Genomic DNA, 24,775 nt, shown 5'->3' on the forward strand with positions numbered 1-24,775 from the left:
ATTTGCATTTCAAAACTAGCGTGCAAATAGCGTGCAAATCACAGTAAAAAAAATTTACTTTTTTTAGTTAAATCGACCCGCTCCAGCGCGACGGCGACGGCCCCTTTCGGACACCAAAGCTTCGATCAAGAAAAGGAGTGCAGCAAGGCCCAAGAATATCTGGTAGCGGTCCTGATAATTTTCCATACGATCAGAGGCCTGCTCCTTTTTCTCGAGGTTTGCAATTTCAGAGAGCACCTTTTGCAATTGGAATTCACCGGGGCTTGCATAGAAGTAAAGACCGCCGGTGACGCTTGCGATTTCTTGCAAGGTTCCGTCTTCGAGACGCGTCGTCACAATGTTTCCCTGCATGTCTTTCTTGTAAGCGACTTCACCGTTTTTAGAATGCACCGGAATAGGCACACCTTCGCGAGAGCCGATACCGATCGTGTAAATGCGGATTCCCATTTCAGCAGCTTCTTTAGCAGCATTCACGGCAGCGGCTTCAAGTTCTTCGCCATCGCTCATCAAAATCATCACGGAGTACTGGCCTGCACTTCCTGAATTCCTGTAAAGATCCATTCCCTTGCGAATCGCCTTTTCGAGGTTCGTACCCGGCATGAGCCAGCCTGGAGTCAGTTCCTTGAGCATCATCTGTACGGTGCCGTAATCAAGAGTCAGAGGCACCATCACCTGGGCTTCGCCCGAGAACGCCACAAGCCCCACACGGTCACCCGAAAGCGATTCCAAGAACGCCGAAATTTCATGACGGCTACGGGTCAAGCGATTCGGCTTGATGTCTTCGGCAAGCATCGAAAGTGAAATGTCCTGCAGCAGCACCAAATCGAGGCCGCGGCGTTCGATATGTTCCATTTTACGGCCCCACTGCGGGCGTGCAAGAGCCACAAACAAGAAGGCTATCGCAAACAACAAAATGGTCACCTTCGCAAGCCTACGCCAGGGCGACACCGAAGTCGAAAGCTTTGGCAACATCGAAAGCGAAACAAAGCGTGCGGCAAGCTTTTTGCGACGGTGGTATGCATACACAAAAAGAAGCGCAAACAACGGGAGCGTTAAAAGGCCCCACAAGAACATCGGTTCAGCAAATCGCATCTAAAGCCTCCATTACGGGATGCGCACAAAGCGCGTATTCGCAAGCAACAGTTCAAGCAAAATCAACAAGGCACCCACTAAAAGCCAGGGGTAGAACTTTTCGGCATAGCGGGCATAAGCCACCGTTTCAATTTCGGTCTTTTCGAGTTCATCGATTTCGGAGTAAATCTTTTCCAATTCTTCCTTGTTTTCGGCACGGTAGAAGCGGCCGCCCGTCTTTTGAGCCACAGACCTGAGCACGCCTTCGTCAATGCCCTCTTCGGGCGTAATGTCACGTTCGCCCCAAGAGATATCACCGGTCCAGGGGTTCTGCTGGAATGCAAGAATCTTACCACTCTTTTTACCAACGCCCACCGTATAGACTTTAACACCCAGCGACTGGGCCACATCGGCGGCACGCATAGGCGGCACCACGCTAGCATTGTCGCGACCATCGGTCAAAAGCACCACCACCTTGGACTTGGCTTCGGACTTTTGCAGACGGGCCAAAGCATTCATCAGGCCATCACCGATTGCCGTACGGCTATTCATAATGCTATCGCGAGCAAGGTCATCCGTTGCCTTCAAAATTTCGAGCAAGGAGCCATAATCGAGCGTCAAGGGGCATTGCGTAATCGAGCGTGCTCCGAAAGCGGAAAGACCTATTCGGTCGCTGTGACGCTTCTGGATAAAGTCCGCAATCACCTGTTGGGCATAACCCAGACGGCTATACTTCCAGTAATCGCCCGACTTAAGAATGCGTTCCGCATTCATCACGCCGAGTTTAGCCTGCTCCATGCGGGTAAGCATGTCAAGCGTGCCCATGGACCCCGAAATGTCGAGCGCAAGCATAATGTCGACGCCATCAGTAGAGGTGTATTCCACTTCCATGGCGTTCTGCGGGCGGGCAAGTGCAACCACAAAGCACACGAGGGCGGCCATGCGCAAAATCGGCACAATATGGCGAAATTTAACGCGACGGCTCGGAACCGCGCGCTTAGCAATCGAAAGGGCCGGAAATTTGATAGTACTCTTGCGGCGGTGTTCGCGATAGATATACCAACCGACTAAAACAGGAACCAAAAGTAGGAGCCAAAAGGCCTCGGGATTCTGAAAATGTAACGCACCAATATCCATAAAATCTCCGAAAAATCGCAAAAATCAAATCTTTTCGCAGAAGAATATACAAAATTGTGGCGGGAAAAGTACAGTCGGCAGAACGCAGCATTCCTCATTCCACACTACACATTCCACATCTCACATTCCACATCAAAACACATCTTTCTGCGCGGTCACATGGGGCAAGAAGCGCTTCATGAACGGAATAATGCCCAAATACAGCAGCATGGTCACCACAAAAACAAAGGCAAGTGCTACAGGCCGCGGCCAATGCACATGGTTTTCCTGCAAAATTTTAATAATTCCCCACTGAACCCATCCGTGAGTCACAAGCACCATGATAGAAAACCTTCCAAAATAAGACACCAGTGGTAATTTCTTTATCGCCTTCGAAAAGAACAGCACCGCAAGCGTCCCTAAGATGCCGCACAGGTAAACGTTCCAAATCGGGAACCAATAGCGGTTGCTCACGTAACTCACCGAATCAGGAGGGGCATTCCACGCAAGCGCAACAACCAAGCCAAAGCACAAAAAGGCAAAAGGAATATTCCAACGGTCCAGTCGATTCGGGGTCAGAAGTTTAGTATAGCGGTAGGCGACGTGCCCCGCGCAAAAATACGGAATCGACGCCATCGAAGACGCCCAGAACAACGGAAGCTTGATATTGTAGCGGCCCAGGAAAAAGCCTACCAGGCCAAACGCAACCGAAAGCACCACTAAAGAGGACGTCGCATACTGCGGGAACTTTCTGGCGACGACTTTTTTTGCGACCAAGTACAGCCCGTAAAACATCAGGTTCGTCCAAAAGAGGCTCAGCAAAAACCAAACCGGGATATTCGGGAAAGACTGTTTCCAGACAAACGAATACCAAACGGCAGCACCGGGATTTCCTCGCAAGTGCAGACAATGCAATACAAACGGGAGTATGCACGAAAGAGTCACGAAAAAGAATGCGAAGGGTATCAGGAGTTTGTTGATTTTGCGACGGCTGAAATCAAAGAATCCCGCATATTCCTTAAAGAACAGCCCCGACAAAAAGAAGTACAAAGGCATTCTAAATGTAGAAACCGTTTCTTTGAGAGGATATGTTTCAAGGCCCCAGGTACTTACCACATGGTGCCACACCACAAGCATAATGCAAATGCCTTTCGCCAAGTCGACAAAAGCGTAGCGCGGCTTTGCAACAGTTGTGGGCGTCGCAGGTTCCATAAATACCGTTATTACTGTTCCAGGAAATCAAAAATGCGTTGCTTGTAATCGGGCCGTTCATCGAAGACTGCATGGCCGCAATCTTCGTACATATAGAATTCGCAAGGAACTCCTTCGGCCTTTAGCTTTTCGGCTAATTTGACAGACGCTTCAGGCGTTGTCACAAGGTCTTTGCCAGCCCCCAACACAAGCACCGGACACTTGATTTTGCCAAGGTCATCGTAAGTATCCACATAATCGCAGGCATCCGAAAAAAGTGCAAAACGGTCCAGTTCTTCGTCCGAGATTTCTTTGTACAGCGCAAGCAGAGCCCTGCGGTAACGGGTCACGAACTTTTCGCTAAAGCAGTCGTCAATAAAGCTGTTTACAAGGGCTGCTCTTTCTCGGGCCCGTGCAAGGTGCGCCCAATTCCGAATCGTCGTAATCTGCCGTGGCTCAGCCTTCGATGTCGAGGATCCGAGCACGAGCTTGTTCACGACTTCGGGATTGCGGATTGCCATATACTGCGCCACCATGCCGCCTTGCGACACGCCATAGATATCGGCATTTTCAATGCCCAAAGCCTTGAGGGCAGCCACCTGGTCGTCGGCCATTTCGGGCAGCGAATAACCGGGCTTAGCGTCTTTTTTGCGGTCAAAAAAGTAAAGCGTGTATTTTTCCTTAAAAATCTTGTAAGGCCCTTCTAACGAGGCAGCCGATTTCATGACGCTCTTAATCGAAAGTCCGGGAATCACAATCAGGGGCTTAGGGCCCGAACCGATACGGGCGTAATCCATTTCAAAAGAGCCCGTACTCACCGTATGTACAAGATTTTCGCTCATGCTAGAAATATAGTAAGTAGTAGGAAGTAAGACAAATGCGTAAGTCGAGTGTCGCGATCAAGCTTGCTTGGACATGACCGAGGCTAGCATTTGGTACTTGAGCGAAGCGAAAGTACAAGTAGACAGTAGGAAGTTAGAAGTAGACAGTGGGCTGTGACGGTTAAAAAAATGCCGGAACTTTGTCCGACATGTAATTATTGTTCAAACCCGAATTCTGGATTTCGAAATGGATTTAGTTTCTGTGGAAGTCGTCTTCGACGCGGATGATATCGTCTTCGCCGGTGTATTCGCCCACCTGGACTTCGACGATGACCAGCGGGAGCTTGCCTTCGTTCTGCAGGCGGTGAACTTCACCCACCGGGATGTAAGTCGATTCGTTCGGACGCACGTAGAAGACATTCTTGCCGACAGTTACCGTAGCAGTCCCGCTCACGACCACCCAGTGTTCCGAGCGGTGCAGGTGCTTTTGCAGGCTGAGGCGCTTACCCGGCTTCACTACGATACGCTTCATCTTGTAACGTTCGGTAGATTCCAGCACGGAGTACGTTCCCCACGGGCGGCTCACGGTCTGCGGCACGTTAATGAGGTCAGAGCCGCGTTCCTTGAGTTCTTCCACCACCTTCTTGACCTTCTGGCTGCTGCTGAGCGGAGCGACGAGGAGCGCGTCCGGGGTGTCCACGATGAGCATCTTGTCGAGGTCGATCGTCGCGATGGTACGCTGACCGCCCATCACAAGGGAATTCTTGGAGTCCACGGCAATGTGGCGCGGGTTCACGTTGTTGCCGTTTGCGTCGTGCTGGTATTCGCCATAAAGGCTGTCGAAGCTGCCGAGGTCGCTCCAGCCGATATCGCTCGGAACCACCTTCACCTTGTTGGACTTTTCCATGACGGCATAGTCGATGGAATTCGACGGGATAGCCATCATGTCGTCGCGGTCGATGCGAATGGGTTCGCCGTCTTCGACTGTCGCATTGGCAAGGGCCTTTTTCGCAGCGGCGAGCATTTCCGGGGAATATTTGCCCAGTTCGGCGAGGAATGTCTTTGCCGTAAAGCAGAAGATACCGCTGTTCCAGTAGAAGTTCCCTGCCAGCAGGTACTTTTCGGCAGTAGCGCGGTCGGGCTTTTCCACAAAGCGCTTTACGTTTTCGCCATCGGCTTCGATATAGCCGTAGCCTGTCTCGGGGCTGGTGGGCGTAATGCCGAACGTCACCAGATTACCGGCCTTCGCCAGTTCTTCGGCGCGGAGAAGCACCTTCTTGTATTCGTCCTTCTTGCGGATCACGTGGTCAGACGGAGACACGAGAACGACCGTTTCGGGGGCCATCGTAAGGCAGGCAAGGGCGATTGCCGGGGCGGTGTTACGGCCCACGGGTTCCAACAGGAACTTGCTACCCGTCATGCCTTCCGTTTCAAGCTGGTCCTTGGCCAAGAAGAACTGGTCGGCGTTAGAAACAATAAACTGGGATTCGCAAACAGCGGAGTTCGTGACCACGGTCTTGCGGAACAGGGACTGTCCGTCAAAAAGCGGGGCGAACTGTTTGGGCATCAGGGAACGGCTCACGGGCCAAAGGCGCGTGCCCGAACCACCACAAAGAATCAAGTTAATCATAATTCAGCGCACCTTATTATCTATCATCGGGTGTATAGTCGTCCTTGACCACATGAACTTCATGAGCAGCCAAAGCGCCATAGTAAACCATGTTAACAGACGGGAAGATCAAGCTGACAAGGCGGTTCCAAGTAGCGAGTTCGGAAGCGTCGACATAGACGACATCGCGAGCATTCAACTGGAAGCGGTCAGCCATGGCAAGGGCCATTGCATTCTTCGCATTCAGCTGGAACACGTCAATCTGTTTGTCCGACGTATTACGGATAACATAAATACCGCGGGCCGTAGCGTTCAGAGCCTGCAGACCGCCGGCAGAAGCCAAGGCTTCGGCAAGAGTTAACTTTCCGTTATAAATGTTGATAATGCCCGGCCTTCCAACTTCACCCATAATGTAGGCCTTCTGGTCTTTCTGAGTTTCAGAGAGGGACGGAACAAAGACCTGGTCATCCGGCTGAACCATAATGCGTTCAAGCGGCAAGTTCGCCTTGAATGCATTGAGGTAATTAATGGTATAAACCTTGTCGCCACGACGAAGCTGCATCAAGGACGGATCGGCTTCTTTAGCGAAACCGCCCACGCTGGCAATCACGTCGGGAAGGGTCATCGGATTTTCATTGAACGAAACATAACCCGGTCTTGTAACAGCGCCGGACACGGACATCTTGCGGCTATGGTAACCGGTCACACGCACATCGACCTGCGGATCGTTCAAAATCTTGTCAGACAGGCGCTTGGTGATTTCGGCGCGGAGTTCCTGGGCCGTAAGACCTGCAGCCTGGAGTTCACCGGCATACGGGTAGAAAAGCTTACCGTCGGTGGTCACCTTCTGACCAGCGGGCTGGTACTGACCCATCGGAGAAGTCAGTTCCGGATGTTCCCACACCACGACCTGAACCATGTCCAGAGGTCCAATACGGTATTCCAGTTCAGGCAAGGAATCCACCATGAGTTCCTTCAAGTCGCCAAAATTGTCAGCGCTGCCACTGTCGGCACTTGCAACGCCATTACCCAGATCGCCTTCGCCAATGTCATGGATGTGAACCATCATGCCATTGTATTCAGCAGAATCACCCGGAAGAGTCATCTGCATTTGCGGTCCGAGAGCGCAACCGCTCAAAACAGCTGCGGCAATAAGGCCAAGACCCAAACTCATTTTCTTCATAAATTAACCCTTTTAGCCAGTTTAAGCCTGGCCTTCGCTTTGTTTGATTTTTTCTACCCAGTACGGGGTCAGTTTAGAGATAAAATTCCACGCCAGCACGAAAGCGTTTTCGGGACGGCGATACGGGTCGGGAACATCCACCCGCTGCGGTTCACCATAACGGAAAACCTTGCCTTCGAGCCATGGATAACGGTGCAACAAATCCATTTTGTGGCCATTTTCCATCACCAGGATGAGGTCGGCCCACTTAAGAATATCCAGATTAATCTGCCGAGCGCGGTGTGCGCTCATATCGATACCATGTTCAAGAGCAATCTTTTGGCTGAGTTCGTGCGCCGGATGATCCACCAAGGCGCCAAGACCAGCACTCATGACTTCAAAATCAGGCCCCAATTCCTTTTTAAGGCAATATTCACCCGTGGGGCTGCGGCAAATATTACCGGTACATACAACGAGAATGTGTTTCATCGGTTTTAAATTAGAAAATTCTTACAATTCAAACGCAAAGCCCAAATCCTTAAGAGCGGGGTTCTTTGTGTCCTTTTCAGAAAGCAGCGGTTCAAAGCCGTTACCCACCGGCCATTCAATGCCAATTTCGGGATCATTCCACATCAGGCCACCTTCGTCCTTCGGATCGTAAAGGCGGGTGCACTTGTACACGAACGTCGCCGTTTCGCTAAGCACCACGAAACCGTGGGCAAAGCCCTCGGGAATGTAGAACTGCTTCTTGTTTTCGGAAGAGAGCACGACGCCTTCCCACTTACCGAACGTGGGGCTGCCCTTGCGCAAGTCCACAGCCACGTCAAAGACTTCGCCTTCGATCACGCGGACAAGTTTGCCCTGCGGGTTCTTCTTCTGGAAGTGAAGACCGCGAAGTACGCCCTTCTTGCTCTTGGATTCGTTATCCTGCACGAAAACCATATTGAGGCCGGCAGCGTCGAATTCCGCCTTGTTATAGGTTTCCATGAAGTAGCCTCGATGGTCGCCAAAGACCGTCGGCTCGACAATCGTCACGCCCTCGATGGAGGTTTTAATGAAATTAAACTTTCCCATTTTCTTTTTCCTGTCTACTGCCTACTTCCTACTGTCTACTATCTATTCCCGTACATTTTTTCGTAATACTTCTCGTAGTCGCCGCTGGTGATGTTGTCCAGCCATTCCTGGTTGTCGAGGTACCAGCGCACCGTCTTCTCGATGCCTTCTTCGAACTGCAGGCTCGGTTCCCAGCCGAGTTCTTTCTGGAGCTTGGTGGAGTCGATGGCGTAGCGGGCGTCGTGGCCCAGGCGGTCGGTCACGTAGGTGATGAGGTTCATGTCCTCGCCTTCGGCGCGGCCAAGGAGCCTGTCAACAGTCTTGATGACGACCTTGATAATGTCGATGTTCTTCCATTCGTTGAAGCCACCGATGTTGTAGGTTTCGGCAATTTTGCCGTTGTGGAAAATCACGTCGATGGCGCGGGCGTGGTCTTCTACAAAAAGCCAGTCGCGCACGTTTTCGCCCTTGCCGTAAACCGGGAGCGGCTTCTTGTGGCGGATGTTGTTGATGAAGAGCGGAATCAACTTTTCGGGGAACTGGTACGGACCATAGTTGTTGCTGCAGTTCGTGACAATCGTCGGCATGCCGTAGGTGTCGTGGAACGCGCGAACAAAATGGTCGGAACCGGCCTTACTAGCAGAATACGGAGAATGCGGCGTGTACTTCGTGGTTTCGTAGAAGAAATCGTCACCGTAAGCCAAATGGTGTTCCGAACTGGACGCCGTAGTCGTGAACGGAGGCGTAATGCCTTCGGGGTGGTTCATCTTGAGGGCGCCATAAACTTCGTCGGTCGAAATATGGTAGAAACGCTTGCCTTCGTACTTTTCGGGCAAGGATTCCCAGTAGAGTTTCGCTGCCTGGAGAAGCGCAAGAGTTCCCATGACATTCGTCTTGGCAAACGTAAACGGATCCTTGATGGAACGGTCCACGTGGCTTTCTGCAGCCAAATGAATGATACCGTCGACATGCTCGTCCTGCATAAGTTTGTAGAACGCGTCGAAATCACAAATGTCCATCTTCACGAACTTGTAGTTCGGCTTGTCTTCGATGTCTTTCAGGTTCGCAAGGTTACCCGCATAAGTCAGCTTATCGAGGTTGATAATCTTGTATTCCGGGTACTTGTTCACAAACAGGCGAACCACGTGGCTACCAATGAAACCTGCGCCGCCGGTGATAACGATGGATCTTTTCATATTTTTCTCCGATTTCGGGGACAATATAGTAATATGGGCTATTGATTTAGCAAGTCAAGGGCCTCGGCTTCAGACTTGCCCGTTGCAATAGCATACCCATAGGCAACCGCCATCGCACAATTGCCTCGATTTTCGGCATGGAATTTTTTGGATCCTTCTGCAATTGTCATAATTGCGCCCTCCTTATTGTTGGAACACTTGCCAATAGTTTCTGGGTATACTCATGTTGCGGGTTAGTAAGCACCACGTCGGCATTCCCGCGCTCGACGATGTGGCCAAAGTACATGACCAAGACCTCGTCACTCAGAGCGCGAACCACCTGCATATCGTGGCTGATAAATACAATCGAAAGACCAAATTCGTTACGCAAGTCGTTAAGCAAATGCAGAATCTGCGCCTGCACCGAAACATCCAAGGCGCTGGTGACTTCGTCGCACAAAAGAATCTTGGGTTTGACCATTAAGCTGCGGGCAATGCAGAGTCGTTGCCGCTGCCCCCCCGAAAATTCGTGGGGGAACTTTTGGAGTGCCTCTTTCGGTAACGACACTCGCTCCAAAAGTTCTCTTGCACGCGCCTCCGCATCGGTAACCTTCACGCCGCGTGCAAGCAGCGGCGCCGTTAAAATTTCGGCGATGGTCTGTCGCGGATTCAAGCTACTGAACGGGTCCTGAAAAATCATCTGCACCAAGTCAGAAACACGACGTTCGCCTCCGGGATTTTTTCCGACAATGCGCCCCTTTACAACTGGTTCACCGAAAAGTTTGAATTCACCGGAATCCATAGGTACAAGTCCCACCAGGGACTTTACGAGAGTCGACTTACCGCAACCCGACTCCCCCACAATCGAAAGGATTTTTCCGGACTCAAGTACAAAAGAGACGTTTTCGACTGCTGTAAAATAGTTCTGGACTTTGCCGAGTACTCCGCCACGAATCGGGAACTTCACCGTAAGTCCCGAAACCTCCATTGCAGGTACGGATTCTTGAGCCATTCCTAAGCCTCGGTTTCCGTTTCGCCGTCAAGGCCCGAAAGGGCTTCTTGCACATTTTTCTCGGTGGCAAGCAAAATCTTGCGGCATTTGCGCAAAAGTTCAGTGGCTTCCTGTACCGCACCGGCCAATTCGTCAATTTCCATCTCGGAATTGTCAATTCGCTCCAAGATGCTCTCTAAACGCTCCATTGCAGTTTTATATTCGAAATTTTCGGTACTCATATAAGTGAATATAGTTATCTTTGACTGAGTGAGTTTTATGAAGATGGACAAGCGGCGTGTTTTGGAGCTTTGCCTTACACTTATGGTTGGGGGCCTCTTTTCGGCATGCCTCGACATCCCCGAACCTCCAGGAGACACTCCCAAAATCACCTCCGTCCAAGTCCTCGTAAAGCAATTCGACGACACCAAGGGCGAGCCTCTCAAAATCAATTCCGACGAAGATGCCGAACTGATCGCCGAAGTCAATCCGGACAAATTCAAAAACGACATCAAGTATTTTTGGTATAAAGGAAACGACATTCTCGGCAAGGGGATGGTCTACCCTATTAACTCCGATGACATGGCTTCCAGCGAAAAAATCAAGCAGAACATTCCCGACAAGCTGGTCATCGAAGATAGCGAAAACAACCAGCTCAAAATCACGTTCCAGATTACCATCAACGTCCCGCCACAGATTTCGACCAAGACAAAACCCGCAAACGGCGATACCCTGTACGGCAACACTCATACTCCCATTCTTTTTTCGTGGCAGTCTTCTGACCGCAACGAAGACAAGCATTTATCCCACGTTCTTGAAATCGACGGAATCCGCTATAACGTAGGCGAACTGCAGCAAATATCTCAATCCGGTTTTAGCGAAGGCAAGCATACCTACCGTATTCTAGTCGAAGACTCTCTTGGCGACAAGGATTCCATTCCCGAACAGGAATTCTTTGTTATCGACACCTTGGAGACCAAATGATTTTGCGCCTATTCAAATCGTCGGTTCTCCTTGGAATTCTTGCAGTCCTCATGGCCTGCACCAACTCCGACGATTACCTGTTCGACAGCCAGGACTCTCAACAAATCGAGGTTTCAGCCGTCGTCACACGGTCCTTCGACAGCGACGGCCAAAAGTCCAAAGCAGACACCATCCAACCGGGTGACTCCCTTATATTCCTCACGAGCGTGTCGCCCTCCAAGTCCATACGCAACAGGCAATACTTCTGGACCATGGACGGTGCCAACTTTGCCAGCGAGTACAGTTTCAAAAAAAGCATCAACGAGCCCGGCATCCACAAAATCGCCTTTATCTTCGTTGACTTTTTCGGAGACACCCTCAGCGACACCTTGACCGTTACAGTCGCATCGCCACCCATCATGGACACCGAAAAGTTCATCCCGGCGAGAGGTACGCAAAACATCGATCCCGACAGTGCCATCCGTTTCGCCTGGAACTTTGACGACCCCGATTCCCTGTGGGATGTTTCCTTCCGCTTTATCTTGCAGGACAGCGAAAAAGACACCCTTGTAGACACCTTGCTGAATCAGGCCAATTTCACCTGCCGCAAAAAACTTTCTCCCCTGCTGAAATACACCTGGACCGTCAGCGCCTATAACGAGTTCGGTCAGCGTTCAAAGGAATCGCTCTCCACCTATTTCTTTACCGACGGAAAAACCGGACAAAACGCCATTGCCGGAACCGTCGGCATACATTCGGACCAAACACATTACAATTACAACGTCTCCCTCCAGGATTCCTCGCAGGCCCCCCTGACCTCACTTCAGCTTTTCGGCAACCCCGGCGCAAGCTTCAACATTTCTCCTCTAGATAAAGGCACTTACAGCCTAATCGTCTCGGTAGACAGCGCCGACGATTTCAAGCCCGACACGATTCGCTTCAAATTAAGTGCAGATCAGGTTCTCGAACTAGATTCCATCATCCTTCAAGACAAAATTCCGCCCCGCATTCAATCCCTAAACGGTAGCGACACCTTGGACTACTCCGACACCTTGTACTTTATCGTTTACGATTATGGTGGCCCTATTTCGACTTCTAAAATCAACATCTATTTCGAAGGCGAATACGTTCCGAATTTCACTCTTTTGAACGACACGTTGCACGTTCCATTCAACAAGAAATCTGCAAACCAAAACTGGGCCAGCAAGATGATTTTCGTTGAAGCCATCGATCAAAGCAACAATAAGGTTTGGAAGACGTTCTACCTCCGCCCCAACGCCTCATTAGCGGAGGTATTCAGTGATTAAGCTTTTGTACATTCCCCTGGTAGCGTTGATTCTTGCGTTAGCGGCGTGTGGCGACGAGCATCTTGTCGACAAAGACCCGATAGCCCTCAAGCAATACGTTTTTGTGGGGCCCGACGGCTTTAGTGGCGACATCGCCAACTACTACGATCCCATTGAAAAATTCTACGCCGAACAAGGGCAAACCATCAAGTTCTTTGCTGGCTACTCCGCAGGCGGCTCCATTTACACCGACGAATCCCTGCAACAGTACTACAACGGGCTCCTTTGGGAAATCGACAGTTCCACTTACAACTTGAATTATTTCCGTCACACTTTCTTAAATCCTGGAGAATTCGAAGGCTCCTTGAAAACCGTCGACCTCTTTGGCGACACCCTGCGCACCTCTTTCAAAATCTACGTCAACACGCCCAACGAAATCACCCTGGAAGCCCCGATTAATGGATACAACCAGGCAAGCCCCGAAAGCGATCAAGAATTGAAACTGCAGTGGAAGGTCACCGGAATCGACCCGTGGGAAAAGCCCCGCTGCATTATCTATATGTCTTACAAGCGCGATTCCGTTTGGAATATGCCCCTCGGTATTACAAACTGCAACGAACCCGCCACCCTCAAGGGCTCCCTCATTCAGACTTACGATTCCATCGCGCAGCAGGATATCAGCCCTTATGACAGTTCCTTTACCTTATACTGGGGCGCAAAACTAGTCGTGAAAAGCGAAAGCGGCCGCGAATACCGCGATTCCACCGACATATTCCATTTTTCCACCAAGATTCTCGAAGAAACATCGACGCTAAAAATCCCCTTCCTTTACGAACGCTATAGAGGCATTTCTATTCTGCAGACAAAAGCCTACCTGATTTCTAAAGATGGCGACACCCTGCAGACTCTTACCAACGATTTACCGGTTGGAACATTGAGCACAAAAGTCAAGCCCCAATTCGGCCTTAAAGTAGTATTGGAAGAAAAATACCGCAAGGAATACGCCAGGGAAAGTCTCGAAGTAGACATTCCCGCCTACACCGTACTGACCACCGACACAGTCGTCTTCAAAGACAGTACGCCGCCCCAGTTGGCTCCCGCGAACAATCTGGTAATCAATTCCGATTCCATCGCTTTCCATATTTACGATGACGGTTCCGGCATCAACGTTTCCAGGCTGCAAGTCATCATGGATTTCGACACCTTGGATTTCAACTACAGCGTGCCCACTGTAAAATTCTTCAAGAATTGCTTTAGCAAATGCAAGCTCTCCTTTGTCGGCGAAGACAACGCACACAATAGTTTGCCCAACGTTTACTGGACCGTCGAAGCAGCACCCGGCTACCGACTGATTTCGGGTCCCTATTCATACGAGGGATTCTAACATGTTGCGCCTTTTGACCACACTAATCCTTTGCATGACAGCCTGCGTTTTTGCAGACCCCAAGGTGTTACACGTATCGACGATTCCAAGTAACGCCGATATCTACGTTGACGAAATCCGTCCGAACCACGCCAAGGATCCTGACTTTGTTTCACCTGCCGTCATTGAACTTTCCGAAGACACCTTGGCAAGCGAAGTCCTGATATCCCTTTTCAATCCGGGATTCATGGACACCACCCTCCGCGTAACGCTGTCGCCTAAGGACACCTCGTTCATCATCATTTCTCAAAAGCCTATTCCTGACGAAGAATTCCTGGAAAGGCAACAGTCCGAACTTGCAAAGCGTAAACGCGCACACATCGGAAAAAAACTCATGAAGATTTCGCTTATTCCTTTTGCGGCAGGCCTTGTGGCAGGTGCTGTCACCTACTACGAAATCGACAAGGCCAAGGACTACAAAAAGTCCCTCAAGAATTCTTCTATCGACACGGACCGTTTCCAGCAAAAACTCGAAGATTTTTCTGACTACCGCGAAAGCGCCAAAACGGCCAAGGGTTTTACCTACGCCGGTATCATAACAGGCGCCGCACTTTTTTCTATCGGATTCATTTTATCATTCTAGGGCCTTATGAAAAAATTCATACTGACATTGGCAATCTTGTGGGCCAGCGCCATTTGGGCAGACGAAGGCATCCCAAGCCTAGTAGAACTGGTAAACGGCACCAAGCAGGCCGCCCAATTTCTGGGCGTCCAGAACGACACCGTTAGTCTAGGCGGAACAATCCAAGGCAAGTTCACGGTCATTCGCATTCCAAAGAACCGCTTCAAGAGCATCGTCGACGAAAAAGGCAACGACCTTCTGAACGGAACCATCCCACAGCAAGATTCCGTCGATCAAAGTTCTGCAGAACCGAATTCCGGCATTCAAGACAGCACCCAAGCCGAAACGGTGGAAGCGCCTCACAGTATTCCCTTTTTGGATTCTGTGGAAGGCAAGCATGTCTTTGTCTCTTTCGAACGTCGCAATTCCGAATCCAACCTGGCAGAACAACTTGAAAACTTGATGATTCGCCTAATCAAGGAATCGGGCACGCCTCTTTATTTTGTAAGCCGTCAAGACATCAACGTCTGCAGCAACGCCGCATGCATCAGGGATTCCCTGAAGGCACACGGGGCGGCAACGGCCTACATTGGCCGCATCACCTCGGCAAGAACCCCTGACTCTGTCGCTATTCAAATGTCGCGCTACACCTTGGAAGATTCAACCCAAGCCAAGACGAATACAGCACAAATTAATTTATCTGCAGTCCACGCTTTGACAGATGCGCTTTCTAAAGACAAACTCCACCGCTTTGTCCTTCGCGTTCAGGGCGAACGCGTTCCCGAGCAAGCCTCTAACGGCAAGAGCTACGTGCGCGTGGAGACCAATCCCGAAGGAGCAAACATCGTCACCAAGGGCAATATAGACATCTGCAAGAGTCCCTGCACCTTCGTGGTTTCTAACACCGAAAAAACCGAAGTCTACGCATACTGGGGCGTCGACCGACAGTTGTGGGGCGCAAAGACGACCATCAATCCGCTCCCCGGCGACACCGCCAAGGTATCCCTAAAACTCAAGCGTGTCAAGCCCGAACTTTTAATACACTCCAAGCCTGAAGGAGCCTACATCTTTGGCGGCTCGGCCAAAGTCACCAAGACTTCAAAACCCATAGGAGCAGCCCCCAAGAAATTCCCCATCTACGACCCAGGATTTTCGACTGTCCAACTCCGCATGGAAGGCTTTAGGGACACCACGCTCACCGTGTTTGCCGCACCCACCGAAATCACCAATGTCAATGTGGAGCTCACCCCCATTACCGACCAGCGCGAACTGTTGGCACAACAAGATTGGTTAAAACAGCGCAAGAAACATTTTATCGGCAAGACCCTCATGGGGTCTTCAATCGCGCCCCTCTTCTTGGGAGCCCTCTTCATGTACCTGGCTAGTCTGGACTACGACGACGCAGACAAGATCAAGACGGACTTGGACCGCCCCGCTGCAGGTGGCGACAACTTCCAGTCCCAGGCCTCCGAGAACAAGGAACTGGTGGACAAAGGTGACAAAAAAATGATCATTGGCGGCACCTTGTTTGGCACCGGAATCCTTTTACTGGGCGTCGGTTTCGTTTTAACCTTCTAAAACCACAAAAAAGACCCTAAAAACGGCGTTTTATTTTTCATTTTTCGATCCACATTGCAAAAGAAAATTTAAATTTATGCTGATGCGTAAACTGTTACTTGCACTGACTTTATTGGCTGCGGCTTCTCAGGCCGCCGATTTTGAGAGAATCAACTGGCGTACCCAGCTGTACTTGCAGGGCGAACCCGCTTATCTGAAATTCAAAGCAGATAAAGATAAGACCTTGCTTAACGATGGTATCGATACAAAACTTCTAACGATACCGGTCTCGGTCGGCGCACTGTGGTCGCCGCTCATCACCCCGTTCTGGAAAGCTGATATTCCGTTTACCCTTTGGCTCGGTCTCGAAGTCAATTCCATTCAGTTCGGAACGATTGAAGACAAGCCGAAGTATACCTTCGAAGACGACAACGGCGAAGAGAACACCAAGAGTCCCAAGGACGACGAAGAACTTTGGTTCCTCTCTTACGCGCCGTCCGCACTTGCCGGTTTCTCCTTCAACCTGGCTGGCGACTTTGACCTGCGCGTCTTGGGTGGCTACGGTTTCCAGTTCTTCACCTTCTACGATGAATTTGGCGGCAACACAAAGCAGCACACCGAAATGCTCCCGACGGGTTTCGTGTCCGGTGCATTGGAATACCGCATTGGCGAAATCTTCCAGGACGCCGACTTCAAGATCGGTATCAATGTCCGCAAGGAATTCCTCCCCTACGAAAAGGTCAAGGCCCGCAGCAAGGACAACAGCCCGAGCCCCTCGCCGTACTCCGACCTCAAGTTCGACAAGATTGAATACAAGTGGCCCGTCCGCGTTGGCCTAGAACTCTCCATTGACTTCGGCCGCGAAAGCCGCCGTGACCGCCGCATGCGTTACAACCTGCATGACCGCGACGACGTGCTGCGCAAGTACAGCGAAGTCAAGGACACGCTCTCCGATTGGGACTGCATGGCCATTGAACGTGACTACCGCTTCTACCTCGACGAAAACGGTGAACTTCCCGACATGAGCGAAGCCTACACCCGTACGCAGTTCGCCGACGTTCTTGAAAGTTTCCTCGCCTTCTGCCACCCGGCAGACCTCGCCACTAAGGAAAAGCTTTACTCCACGCTCGACAGCGGCAAGGTGCAGATCAAGGAATACCAGGCCAAGCAGGAAGATTCTCGTTTTGACCAAGTCATGGCAAGCAACGATCCCGAAATGCTTGAAATGTTCTTGCTGTACTACCCCGACTCTCCGCGTAGAGCCGAAGTCGAAGCCAAGCTCCGCTCTCTCAGCGAATACGACAAGTTCCGCGCCATCCAGGCACAGAACACCTTCAAGGCTTACCTCACTTACTTGAACGACAATCCGAACGGTGCTTTCCGCGACGAAGCCGAAGCCGGCATCTTTGAACTGGTGAAGGCCGGTAACCGTCTCAAGGACTACGAAATCTACCTGAAGCGTTTCCCGAACGGTAAGTACGTCGAAGAAGCCAAGGCAGCATTGCAGCAGGCCAAGAACGGTGGCGCCGCTCCGGCAGCCGAAGAACAGTCTATCATTGAATACCAGACTGGCGAAAGCTACAGCGAACCGGAACAGCCGGCCGAAGAACCGGCCGCCGAAGAAGAAGCTGTCGAAGAAGAACAGCCGGCCGTTCAGCACAACAACAGCGCAGCCGCAAACAAGAGAGCAGCCAAGATGGAAGCCAAGAAGAAGGCTAGACAGAAGCAGCTCGAAGCCAAGAAGGCCCGCGCCGCCAAGAAGAAAAAGAGATAATCTCTTCTGACACATTTTTCAAAAGTCCAGACACGTCTGGACTTTTTTTGTTTATCGACATTCCCCTCCTATGTCACCCCAGCCCCTTTTCCATATTCTATATTTGCCCCTATGAATAAAAAAATCTTGTTTCTCGCAACCATTACTTTATTTGCAATCGCGGCATTCGCCGCCCCCGACGCAGCCGCAGATTCGGTTTCACAGGCCGCAGCATCCGGCAAGTCCGCAGGACTTTATACGCAAATCATTGACTGGTACAACGCCCATTTGAACTACTGGTCCATCGCTCTCCTGATGGCCATCGAAAGTTCCTTCATCCCGTTTCCGTCGGAACTGGTGGTGCCGCCCGCCGCCTACAAGGCGTTGCAGCCCGAATCTGGCTTGAACATAGCCCTGATTGTGGTTGCTGCAAGCATAGGCGCACTCGTAGGCGCCTACATCAACTACTTCTTGGCCAAGTTCCTCGGTCGCCCGATTATCTACAAGTTCGCCGACAGCCGCCTGGGGCATTTCTTGCTGCTTGACACGCAAAAGCTCGAAAAGGCCGAGAATTACTTCCGTGAACACGGCGCCATTTCTACCTTCGTGGGTCGCCTCATCACTGTAATCCGCCAGCTTATTTCGATTCCCGCAGGCATCGCCAACATGAAGCTGTTGCCCTTTACGGTCTACACCTTCCTGGGCGCCACCATCTGGAACTGCGTGCTCGCCGGTCTTGGCTACCTCGCCCACGGCCAGAAGGACATTATCGAAAAATACAATTCCGAGCTCGCTATCGCGCTCCTCGCCTTTGGCGCTCTGTTTATCGGCTACATGGTCTGGAACGCAGTCAAGAAGAAGTAGACAGTAGGAAGTAGGAAGTAGACAGTAGGAAGTAGACAGTAGGCAGCAGGATGTTGGAAGTTGAAAGCAGGAAGTTGGCTGTTAGCTGAGGCTGAACTCTAATAAGGATGAATAAGAGGCGTCCTTTTAGGATGTCTCTTTTTTCGTAGGCAAAACGTAGGCAATAAAAAAAAGCTCCCCGAAGGGAGCTTTTCTAATGCTGTTTTAAAGGAGCTTGTTACTTGGTGCCAAGACCACATTCGGCCTCTTCAGCACCCGTCAGTGAGATACAGACATCCTTGAAGGAGATTGCACCCTTAGTCACCTTACCGAGATCGAAGGTCACATTATTGACACCATACTCGCCCTGACCCGTCACCGGTTTATCAGTGCCATGAGAAATCGTCAAACTCACGCCCGAGCCCTTTGCATCGCAAACAACCGTAAGCGACGGGGTATAGTATTCATTATCCCAGGTACCAGCCACAGTAATGCAACCAGCATTGGCCACCTTGATCTTATCCTGAGGAACCTGGCCGCCATCTACTTCGAGCAAGTAATCCGGGGCAGAGGCATCCGTAGCAACAAGAGTCGGGCATTCCACCACCTGAACAGTATTGTCATCGTTAGCGACAGAGAGTTTCGGCGTATAAGTATCACCCTTCTTTTCGAAGAGATGCTGGTACGTTTCTGCGGTGGCGCCGAGATCCGTGCCATCCCAAGTGTAACCGGTAATGTTGGCCTGCGACCTGCAAAAAGCAGTCCAAGTCGCAACACCTTGGTCATCCGTAATATCGCCACCATCTACACTGCAAGTACAAGTAATCGGGAAGCCGTTCACCTGAAGCGGAGAGCAGGTAATCGGATAGTTTGCCCCCTTGTAGGTCACGACGACAGAAGCACCGAACTGACCGGAAGCGGCATAAGTGATATTGCCACTGGAGGTGCTCTTCTGGGTTCCGTCATCCACACCGCCAGTAGTGGTCCATGCGTAAACGGACTTGGCGACTTCAACCGGATCAAATCCAGCAAACTTCGAATTCGGAGAGAATTTCCACTTAACGGATTCACCCTTGCTAATGGTAGCCTTTTCCGGAGCGCAAGTACCGAAGGTATCGTCGCTAACAATTTCCATGCTGCTAGAAGAAGGATCACCCGGATCAACGACAATCATCGAAGAAGAAGAAGGCTTTTCGACAATCACGAACGGGTCTCTAGAAGCCGAAGAGCTCGGATTCTGGTTCTGGTTCTGATTCTGCTGTCCCTGGTTCGGATCATCAATCGGATCCGGATTTACATCAACCGGTTCATCGCCATTAAGGTAAGCCTGATACTGAACATAGCAGCCAGGATCTTCTTTACAGCTGGTCAAGGCATCATTCTTCAGAGTAACAAGTTCGCTGCTAGGACCGCCCGTTGCCGGATCCAAAGCATAAAGACGCAGCATAACTTCATCTTCACCACTCATCTGGTTAATATTACCATCACCGCAAGCCCAAAAGCTTGCTGCAGCGATAGCAGCTAACGAGACTCCTGCTAAAAGTTTCTTATTCATAATAAAACCTCTTTGACCGAAAAATACATTATTCAAATTGAAAATGCTACAACCGCACCAAAATTAGTGCTTAAAAGCACATATTTTTTGCATACAAAATTTGCAACCGTTCATCAATGTAAACCCGAGTTTACCTATACGAAAAATAGGGCAAAAACGGGGCTAATTACGGGTCTTCGTCTACCGAAATCTTGCGCTGACCGGTAATAAACTGGTGCACATAGGGGTTGCTGGTGTTCTTGATTTCGTCCACCGTTCCCACTTCGATAATACGGCCATTATACAGCATGGCAATACGGTCGGCCACCTTGAAGGCGCTCACCATGTCATGAGTCACCACCACCGAGGTCACGCCGAGCTTGCTCTGCATATCGAGAATCAAGTCGTTGATCACGTCGCTGGTAATGGGGTCGAGACCGGTCGTAGGTTCATCGTACAAAAGGATTTCGGGGTTCAAGGCGATGGCGCGGGCAAGGGCCACACGCTTGCGCATACCGCCCGAAAGTTCAGACGGCATCTTGGTACGGAATTCCGGCACCAGGTTGATCATCTTGAGCTTTTCGGTCACCACGTCCTGGATTTCGGCTTCGCTCATTTCCGGGTGGTGTTCACGCAAGGCAAACGCGATATTTTCGCCGGTGTCCATGGAGTCAAAAAGCGCGCCCATCTGGAACAGCATCCCCATTTTGCGACGAATCGTATGCGTATCGAAGAACTTGGGCGTACTGATTGTCACGCCATCCACAGTCACCTCGCCGCCATCGGGCTGCAAAAGCCCGATCATGTGCTTTAGAATCACGGACTTGCCGCCACCGGACTTGCCGATAATCACCATGGTCTCACCACGGCGAATATCCAGGTTCACGTCGCAAAGAACGTCCTGCGGACCAAAGGACTTCTTGAGGCCTTTGAGGCGAATGGCGATATCGTTCGGGTCTATTTTTACGTTTGGCATAGTGACACCTTAGAAGAATAGGATAGCGTCCAAAACAAAGTCTGCAATCAAAATCATGAGGCAGCTGGATACCACCACGCTCATGGTAGCGATTCCCACGCCGCGGGCACCTGCCTTGGCATTAATACCATGGTAGTAACCTAGCAAGAAAATCAAGGTTCCGAATACAAAAGACTTGAGCGTCCCCGACCACAAATCCATGGGATCGAACAGGTACTGCATGCCGGTCACATAAGTGTAGGTCGTGATATCGAGGCCGAGCACGCAAACGATCCAGCCACCGATAATACCCAGCGCATTCGAAATAACGGTAAGGCAAGGCACCATGGTAAAGAAGGCCACAAAGCGTGGCATCGCCAAATAGCGGTAAGTATCGAGACCGAGCACCGTGTAGGCGGCGAGTTCCTCTTTTTCTTTCATGGAACCGAGCTCTGCAGCGATAGCAGAACCGACGCGGCCCGAAAGCACAATGGCCGTAAGCAAGGGGCCAAGCTCAATCAAAATCATCTTACAGGCGGCCGTTCCCACGAACTTGTCGGCCACCAGGTTGTGGAATTCGAACTCGGCCTGCACCGTAGCCACCATGCCCGTAAAGATAGACGTCACGAACAAAAGCGGCAAAGACGACACACCAATCGAAATCATCTGCTTTACAATGAGCACCGGATTCTTGTGGATAAAGCGCAGCTGCTTAAGGGTGTTCAACAAGATGCAAACGACTTCGCCAATAGCCGAGATACCGGTTACGAGAACCTCACCAAACCAGATAAACGGGGCTAACAGCAACTGCATCTAGGACTCCTTAGTAACTTCCGAAATCGGTTGCTCCCATGTCGCCGGCATCGTCGTAGGCATAGGCTTCGCCGCCGCCTTCGCCTTCGGGTGCTGCATCGTAGAACGTGGTATATTCCGGAATGAAGGTCATGGGAATATCCTTGACCGAACCGTTACGGTGCTTTGCCACAATCAGTTCTGCAGTATGTTTGTCTTCTTCGCGGTGAGTCTGCACGAACTTACGTTCCACAAACCACACCATATCGGCATCCTGTTCGATAGAACCCGATTCACGCAAGTCCGAAAGTTGCGGGCGTTCGCGGCCCTTTTCTTCGACTTTACGGCTAAGCTGTGCAAGCGCGATGACCGGGATCTGCATTTCCTTGGCAAGAATCTTGAGGCCGCGGGAAATGGCACCGATAGCGACAGCGCGGTTTTCTTCTTTACCCGTCTTCATGAGCTGCAGGTAGTCGATAATCAGCAAGTCGAGTTTGCCCTTGCGTTTGAGCTGGCGGGCCTTGCTCATAAGTTCCATAATGCCCAAGTCGGCGTTATCGTCCACATAGAGCGGGGCCTTCTGAATCGGCGTCACGGCGGCAATCAGCTTTTTCTTTTCGTCGCTGTTGAGGTAGCCGTTACGGAGCTTACTCTGGTCAATCTGCGCTTGTGAACAAAGTAAACGTTGGGCCAGCTGAACACCGTCCATTTCCAAGCTGAAAAACGCCACATTCTGCTGGAAGTTGATTGCCGCGTTTGCAGCAATCGTAAGCGCGAAAGACGTCTTACCCACACCGGGGCGCGCTGCGAGAATAATCAAGTCGGACTTTTGAAGTCCGTTCGTGAGTTCGTCGAGTTCGGTAATGCCCGTGCGAATGCCCGTAATGCCGTCTTTGCGGTTGTTCAGGCGTTCCAAAAGCGGAGTCACAAAATTCTGGATTGGCTTCAGGGAATCGCGAATCTGGTCGTCGGCAATGGCGAAGATATCGCGTTCGGCATCTTGCAAAACTTCATCAGGTACAGCCGCCGGGTCCATGGCATTCTTGATGACCGCAGAAGAAGACTTAATCAACTTGCGGAGTGTCGCCTTCTTGCGCAAGAGTTCGATATGCCAGCTGGCGTTAGCCGAAGAGGCCACCGATTCCATGAGTTCAAACAGGTATTCGCGACCGCCCACAAGCGTAAGCTTGTTCATGGTCTCGAGTTCTGCCGCAAGCGTCACCAAGTCAATCGGCGTCACGTTGCGGTTGAGCGTACACAGGGCGGTCCAAATCAGCTGGTGCTTTTCCAAGTAGAAAAAGCTTTCGTCCTTGATGATCATGATGGCTTCGCCCATCACGTCGGGATCGCGCAAAATACTTCCCAAGAGGCAACGTTCGGCTTCCAGGTCCATCGGAACCTGGCGACCTTCGTAAGAATTCTGTTGATTTTCAAAATCAGGCATCGTTGCCATCCATCATAATCTTAAGTTCTTTCAATTTACGCCACAGGGTCGCGCGGCTAATGCCCAAGCGCTTGCAGACTTCGGTGCGGTTTCCATTGCACACGCTCAAGGCACGCAGAATATGCCTGCGTTCCATTTCTTCAAGCGGCAAGAGTTCGTCGTCCGCATCGCTTTCGGCGGCGGGTTTCTTTTCTGTTTTCGCGCTGCTTTCAAACGAGATTCCCGGCAAGTCGATTGGTTCTGCTTCGATTACCTGGGGGTCGACATTGTGGTCGCCCTTGATGTGCGGAATCGCCATCGTCTGTTCGCGGGCACAGGCCTGCACCTCTTCGGGCAAGTCTTCCAGGCGAATCACGCCGCCTTCAGCAAGCACGGTCGCATGTTCGATAATGTTTTCAAGTTCGCGAATGTTGCCCGGGTACGAATACTTGGTCAGCGCATACAGGGCTGCCGGTTCAAGGTCCACGATATCCTTACCCTGGGCGTCCTTGTTCTTCAAGATGAAATACTTGATCAGGTTCGGAAGCGCGGGCTTACGTTCGCGGAGCGGCGGCAAAAGCAAATGGAAGGTATTCAGACGGTAGTAAAGGTCTTCGCGGAAGCGGCCCTCTTGCATAGCCTCTTGCAAGTCGCGGTTCGTTGCAGCAAGCACACGCACATCCAGGTACTGCGGTTGGGTGTCGCCCACTCGCCTGATTTCGTGGCTTTGCAAAAAACGTAAAAGCTTGACTTGGGTCGCCGCCGAGAGTTCGCCGACTTCGTCCAAAAAGAGCGTTCCGCCGTTTGCGGATTCGAACAGGCCCTTCTTGTCGGCGGTAGAACCGGTATAAGAACCCTTCTTGCTACCGAAGAGTTCGCTTTCGACCAGGTTTTCGGGAATGGCGCCACAGTTTACCGCCACAAACGGTTCGCCCGCACGCTTGCTGTAGCGGTGAATCACGTTAGCGAGGAATTCCTTGCCCGAACCGGATTCGCCGGTAATGAGCACCGTACTGTTGGTAGGAGCTACCTTGTAAACGGTCTTTAGAATCTTGCGCATCTCGGGCGTGTTCCCGAGGAGGCCATCCAGCACCTGGGATTCCATGAGCTGGTTGTTTGACTTGTTCAGTTGCTGAGCACGCACCTTCTGGGCCGTCGATTCAAGTTGAGATATCGAAATCGGCTTTTTGAGGAAGGTGTTCGCACCGCGGGTAATGGCTGCGGCAGCGCCCTGCCAGTTGCGGTCGTCGCAAAGCACAAAGATTTCAATGCCCGGATGGCGCTCCTTCAAGAAGCTCACCATGTCCATATTGTCCTGCATTAAAAAGGGAACTTCGATAAACGCGAGGTCTATCGAATTCTTCTTGACGATGGGCATGAGGTCACTTTCGCGGGTGCAGGTGAACAACGTTGTCCCCGCAACCGACCAAGAGTGCTGGATATCGTCGATAAATTTCTGATCCAAGTCCGCGATCAGGATATTCATCGCGACCTA

General features: G+C 51.1%; 24 protein-coding genes. 7 read left to right on the forward strand and 17 right to left on the reverse strand.

Annotated features, from left to right (window positions below):
- Positions 1-63: 63 nt before the first annotated feature.
- The 12 genes from B9Y58_RS04910 to xseB all read right to left on the reverse strand — a co-directional run bounded on the left by B9Y58_RS04910 (position 64) and on the right by xseB (position 10,431).
- Positions 64-1,092, reverse strand: coding sequence for a vWA domain-containing protein (locus tag B9Y58_RS04910; RefSeq protein ID WP_073056803.1), 1,029 nt, complete (start codon positions 1,090-1,092; stop codon positions 64-66).
- A gap of 12 nt (positions 1,093-1,104) precedes the next feature.
- Positions 1,105-2,208: a vWA domain-containing protein gene (locus B9Y58_RS04915; protein WP_073056805.1), complete on the reverse strand. Its 1,104-nt coding sequence runs from the start codon at positions 2,206-2,208 to the stop codon at positions 1,105-1,107.
- 132 nt (positions 2,209-2,340) lie between these two features.
- The gene (locus B9Y58_RS04920; protein WP_073056806.1) at positions 2,341-3,399 is read right to left on the reverse strand and encodes an acyltransferase family protein; all 1,059 of its coding nucleotides are present in this window, start codon (positions 3,397-3,399) and stop codon (positions 2,341-2,343) included.
- A gap of 11 nt (positions 3,400-3,410) precedes the next feature.
- Positions 3,411-4,220: an alpha/beta fold hydrolase gene (locus B9Y58_RS04925; RefSeq protein WP_073056809.1), complete on the reverse strand. Its 810-nt coding sequence runs from the start codon at positions 4,218-4,220 to the stop codon at positions 3,411-3,413.
- 232 nt (positions 4,221-4,452) lie between these two features.
- The gene (locus tag B9Y58_RS04930; RefSeq protein WP_073056811.1) at positions 4,453-5,829 is read right to left on the reverse strand and encodes a mannose-1-phosphate guanylyltransferase/mannose-6-phosphate isomerase; all 1,377 of its coding nucleotides are present in this window, start codon (positions 5,827-5,829) and stop codon (positions 4,453-4,455) included.
- Between the two features lie 16 nt (positions 5,830-5,845).
- Positions 5,846-6,991, reverse strand: a complete 1,146-nt coding sequence (locus tag B9Y58_RS04935) for a polysaccharide biosynthesis/export family protein (protein WP_073056813.1) — start codon at positions 6,989-6,991, stop codon at positions 5,846-5,848.
- A 21-nt stretch (positions 6,992-7,012) separates the two neighbouring features.
- Entirely contained in the window at positions 7,013-7,459 is a 447-nt protein-coding gene (locus B9Y58_RS04940) for a low molecular weight protein-tyrosine-phosphatase (RefSeq protein WP_073056816.1), read from the reverse strand.
- A gap of 21 nt (positions 7,460-7,480) precedes the next feature.
- Positions 7,481-8,044 (reverse strand): dTDP-4-dehydrorhamnose 3,5-epimerase, encoded by a 564-nt coding sequence (rfbC, locus tag B9Y58_RS04945; RefSeq protein WP_073056819.1) that lies wholly within the window; start codon positions 8,042-8,044, stop codon positions 7,481-7,483.
- Positions 8,045-8,082: 38 nt separating this feature from the next.
- Complete coding sequence (locus tag B9Y58_RS04950; protein WP_073056822.1) at positions 8,083-9,219, reverse strand: dTDP-glucose 4,6-dehydratase; 1,137 nt, start codon at positions 9,217-9,219, stop codon at positions 8,083-8,085.
- Positions 9,220-9,257: 38 nt separating this feature from the next.
- Positions 9,258-9,389: a hypothetical protein gene (locus B9Y58_RS15030; RefSeq protein WP_255370614.1), complete on the reverse strand. Its 132-nt coding sequence runs from the start codon at positions 9,387-9,389 to the stop codon at positions 9,258-9,260.
- Complete coding sequence (locus B9Y58_RS04955; protein WP_073056825.1) at positions 9,386-10,210, reverse strand: ATP-binding cassette domain-containing protein; 825 nt, start codon at positions 10,208-10,210, stop codon at positions 9,386-9,388. The genes B9Y58_RS15030 and B9Y58_RS04955 overlap by 4 nt, the downstream gene beginning before the upstream one ends.
- A gap of 2 nt (positions 10,211-10,212) precedes the next feature.
- A complete protein-coding gene (xseB, locus tag B9Y58_RS04960; RefSeq protein ID WP_073056827.1) occupies positions 10,213-10,431 on the reverse strand; it encodes an exodeoxyribonuclease VII small subunit in 219 nt (72 codons plus the stop codon).
- A 28-nt stretch (positions 10,432-10,459) separates the two neighbouring features.
- On the opposite strand from xseB, the gene B9Y58_RS04965 reads away from it, so the two are divergent.
- The 7 genes from B9Y58_RS04965 (at position 10,460) to B9Y58_RS04995 (ending at position 18,597) form a co-directional block, all read left to right on the forward strand.
- Positions 10,460-11,173 carry a hypothetical protein gene (locus B9Y58_RS04965; protein WP_143154694.1) on the forward strand — a complete coding sequence of 238 codons (714 nt, stop codon included), beginning with the start codon at positions 10,460-10,462 and terminating at the stop codon, positions 11,171-11,173.
- Positions 11,170-12,459, forward strand: coding sequence for a hypothetical protein (locus tag B9Y58_RS04970; protein ID WP_073056830.1), 1,290 nt, complete (start codon positions 11,170-11,172; stop codon positions 12,457-12,459). The genes B9Y58_RS04965 and B9Y58_RS04970 overlap by 4 nt, the downstream gene beginning before the upstream one ends.
- Positions 12,452-13,822, forward strand: a complete 1,371-nt coding sequence (locus B9Y58_RS04975; RefSeq protein ID WP_073056833.1) for a hypothetical protein — start codon at positions 12,452-12,454, stop codon at positions 13,820-13,822. Before B9Y58_RS04970 ends, B9Y58_RS04975 begins: the two co-directional genes overlap by 8 nt.
- A gap of 1 nt (position 13,823) precedes the next feature.
- Complete coding sequence (locus tag B9Y58_RS04980) at positions 13,824-14,444, forward strand: hypothetical protein (protein ID WP_073056836.1); 621 nt, start codon at positions 13,824-13,826, stop codon at positions 14,442-14,444.
- A 6-nt stretch (positions 14,445-14,450) separates the two neighbouring features.
- Positions 14,451-16,001 (forward strand): PEGA domain-containing protein, encoded by a 1,551-nt coding sequence (locus B9Y58_RS04985; RefSeq protein ID WP_073056839.1) that lies wholly within the window; start codon positions 14,451-14,453, stop codon positions 15,999-16,001.
- An 82-nt stretch (positions 16,002-16,083) separates the two neighbouring features.
- Positions 16,084-17,754, forward strand: a complete 1,671-nt coding sequence (locus tag B9Y58_RS04990; protein WP_143154695.1) for a tetratricopeptide repeat protein — start codon at positions 16,084-16,086, stop codon at positions 17,752-17,754.
- Positions 17,755-17,865: 111 nt separating this feature from the next.
- Positions 17,866-18,597, forward strand: a complete 732-nt coding sequence (locus tag B9Y58_RS04995; RefSeq protein WP_073056845.1) for a DedA family protein — start codon at positions 17,866-17,868, stop codon at positions 18,595-18,597.
- A gap of 217 nt (positions 18,598-18,814) precedes the next feature.
- Here the strand turns inward: B9Y58_RS04995 and B9Y58_RS05000 are convergent, their stop codons facing one another.
- From B9Y58_RS05000 to B9Y58_RS05020, 5 genes are all read right to left on the reverse strand, one after another.
- Positions 18,815-20,131, reverse strand: coding sequence for a hypothetical protein (locus B9Y58_RS05000; RefSeq protein WP_073056848.1), 1,317 nt, complete (start codon positions 20,129-20,131; stop codon positions 18,815-18,817).
- 166 nt (positions 20,132-20,297) lie between these two features.
- Positions 20,298-21,086 carry an ABC transporter ATP-binding protein gene (locus B9Y58_RS05005; protein ID WP_073056851.1) on the reverse strand — a complete coding sequence of 263 codons (789 nt, stop codon included), beginning with the start codon at positions 21,084-21,086 and terminating at the stop codon, positions 20,298-20,300.
- Positions 21,087-21,095: 9 nt separating this feature from the next.
- Positions 21,096-21,878: an MlaE family ABC transporter permease gene (locus tag B9Y58_RS05010; RefSeq protein ID WP_073056854.1), complete on the reverse strand. Its 783-nt coding sequence runs from the start codon at positions 21,876-21,878 to the stop codon at positions 21,096-21,098.
- A 10-nt stretch (positions 21,879-21,888) separates the two neighbouring features.
- Complete coding sequence (gene dnaB / locus B9Y58_RS05015; RefSeq protein ID WP_073056857.1) at positions 21,889-23,301, reverse strand: replicative DNA helicase; 1,413 nt, start codon at positions 23,299-23,301, stop codon at positions 21,889-21,891.
- Positions 23,294-24,766, reverse strand: coding sequence for a sigma-54 dependent transcriptional regulator (locus B9Y58_RS05020; protein WP_073056860.1), 1,473 nt, complete (start codon positions 24,764-24,766; stop codon positions 23,294-23,296). The genes dnaB and B9Y58_RS05020 overlap by 8 nt, the downstream gene beginning before the upstream one ends.
- Between the last annotated feature and the right edge of the window lie 9 nt (positions 24,767-24,775).

It is taken from the genome of Fibrobacter sp. UWB15 (assembly GCF_900177705.1).
In the GTDB taxonomy this organism is placed as follows: Bacteria; Fibrobacterota; Fibrobacteria; order Fibrobacterales; family Fibrobacteraceae; genus Fibrobacter.